We start from the raw sequence: 2,433 nt of genomic DNA, 5'->3' as shown, positions 1-2,433 counted from the left end.
ACGAGGTTGAAGGGCGTCTCGGTGGCCCGTCGGAAGGACGTCAGGCCGGCCTCGGTGGCGACCTGCCGGAGCCGGCCTTCACCGGCCTGGGCGCCGAGGCCCCGCCCGACCTCCTGGGAGAGCGAGGCGGGCGTGCAGATCAGCGTGGACGCCGAGTAGAAGACCCTCCCGATGGGGTTCAGGTTGTCCGCGATGTCGTCGTTGGCGAACGGCTCGACGAGCATGATCGTGCCGCCCTCGGCGAGCGCGCCCTTCGCGTGCGCCAGCGCGCCGACGGGGTCACCCATGTCGTGCAGGCAGTCGAAGAACGCGATCAGGTCGAAGCCCCTGCCCGGGTAGTCCTTGGCGCTGGCCGCCTCGAACCGCACCCGGTCCGACAGCCCGGCGTCAGCCGCCCGCTGCCGGGCGGCGTCGATCGAGCCCTGGTGGTAGTCGTAGCCGACGAACGTCGACGCCGGATACGCCGCGCCCATGATGATCGTCGACGCCCCGTGGCCGCAGCCGACGTCAGCCACCGTCCCGCCCGCCTGGAGCTTCGCTTCCACGCCGTCGAGCGCCGGGATCCACGACGAGACGAGGTTGGCCGCGTAGCCGGGTCGGAAGAACCGCTCCGTCCCCTCGAACAGGGCTGGGTCGTGCTCGTGCCAGCCCACTCCCCCGCCGGAGCGGAACGCCTCGACGAGCTTGGGCTCGGCCCTCATGGCGGCCGTCATCGCCTGGAAGCCACCGAGCACGCAGGCCGGGCTCTGCTCGTTGGACAGGGCCTCGGCCTGCTCGTCCGGCAGGTGGTAGCGGCCGTCGCCGTCGAAGGCCACGTAGCCCGACGCGGCCTGCGCGGCGAGCCACTCCGCCACGTAGCGCTCGGCCGTGTGGCTCTTCGCCGCCAGCTCGGCGGCGGTCATGGGGCCCGCCCCGGCCATCGCCCGGTACAGGCCCAGTCGATCCCCGATGTTGACCAGCGTCGCGGTCAGGGCGGCGCCGAGATCGCCGACCGCCTGGCCCACGAACTCCATCAGCTTCGCCTCGTCCACGGGCATGGCCCACCTCCGCGCGTTGCGAACGAGGCGACCTAAACGCGCCCAGGCCGCCAAGGCAATACGCTGATCTGCGTACGGGCCGCCGGTGACCGGGGAGCGCCCGATGGCGGAGCTGCGACGTGCCGACCTGGCCCGGCTGATCGACCTCGGCGCGCGTGCCCGAGCCGTCCTCGACCCGGGCTCCTTCGCCGAGGCCGTGCTGGGCCCGCTTCGCCGGCTGGTGCCCTCCGACAGCATCACCTACAACGAGATCGACACGACCGGCCGCGGCGGGGGCAGCTACGCGGTCGACCCCGTCGATGCCCTCGACGGGACCGAGCCGTCCGTCTTCGAGCGCCACGTCTCCCAGCACCCCATCATCTCCTACGCCAGCCGGACCGGTGACGGCAGCGCGCACACGATCTCGGACTTCGTCGACCAGCGCGAGTTCCATCGGAGCGACCTCTACGCCACCTACTTCCGGCCCGCCCGCGTCGAGCGGCAGATCGCGATCACGCTGTCGTACGGCGACACGCAGATCGTCGGGATCGCCCTGAATCGCGCCGCCCGCGACTACACGCAGCGGGACCGGGAGGTCCTCAACCTGGCCCGGGACCAGCTCGTCGAGGGCTACGAGGCCGCTCGCGCCGCCGAAGCGCGCGGGGTCCTCCTCGCGGCGATGGATCGGGCCCTCGACGACCACCGCCGCGGCGTGATCGTGGCTCGGACCGACGGGCGGCTCGTGGCCGCGAGCCCGAGCGCCGAGCGCCTGCTCGCGACCCACCTCGCGGTTCGGGCCACCCCGGGGCAGCGGCTGCCGCCGAAGCTTGCCGCGCTCGTCGCCGCGGCGCCGTCACGAGCCCGCCCGGTCGCGCTCCCCGGCCAGGGTGCCGTCCTGCACGGATCCGTGCTCCCGGACGGCGACACCCGCTGGCGGACGATCGTCATCGACGAGCGGCCCGAGAGCGGCTCCCCTCCCCTGTCGGCGGCCGCGCTCACCGAGCGCGAACAGGACGTCCTGCGCCTCCTCGCCACGGGGCACCCCAACGCCGACATCGCCCACCGCCTCGGCGTGAGCATCCGCACCGTTCACAAGCACCTCGAGCACCTCTATCCGAAGCTCGGCGTTCATGACCGCACGGGCGCCGCCGCGACCTGGCTCGCCGAGCACGGCGCGCACGCCGGGCGCGGAGACGCGTCGTAGGCATCGGCGCCTCCCGCCGCCGCTCACCGAGCGCTCGTCCGGCCCCGCCGCGACCCTGCCGGAGGCCGAGCTGGTCGCTGACCGGCGCGACTACGGTTCCCCGGCGACCCTTCGACGTCGGCAGGCTCCAAAGGAGGAGCGGATGCACGCAGCACTCGTACGAGCGAACATCCCGGGCGGGGTGACCGATGCACGGCTCAAGAACCTGCGCGA

General features: G+C 73.2%; 2 protein-coding genes. One reads left to right on the top strand and one right to left on the bottom strand.

What is annotated here, in order from left to right; translation table 11 throughout:
- A partial coding sequence (locus tag VG869_16010) for a class I SAM-dependent methyltransferase (protein ID HEV3452689.1) occupies positions 1-1,037 on the bottom strand: 1,037 nt, incomplete at its 3' end.
- An 85-nt stretch (positions 1,038-1,122) separates the two neighbouring features.
- Here VG869_16010 and VG869_16005 point away from each other — a divergent pair.
- Positions 1,123-2,220 carry a LuxR C-terminal-related transcriptional regulator gene (locus VG869_16005; GenBank protein HEV3452688.1) on the top strand — a complete coding sequence of 366 codons (1,098 nt, stop codon included), beginning with the start codon at positions 1,123-1,125 and terminating at the stop codon, positions 2,218-2,220.
- Positions 2,221-2,433 lie beyond the last annotated feature (213 nt).

The organism is Acidimicrobiia bacterium, assembly GCA_035948415.1.
Lineage (GTDB): Bacteria > Actinomycetota > Acidimicrobiia > IMCC26256 > PALSA-555 > PALSA-555.
The sequence above is the reverse complement of the archived record's forward strand: the minus strand, read 5'-3'. Positions and strand labels throughout refer to the sequence as shown.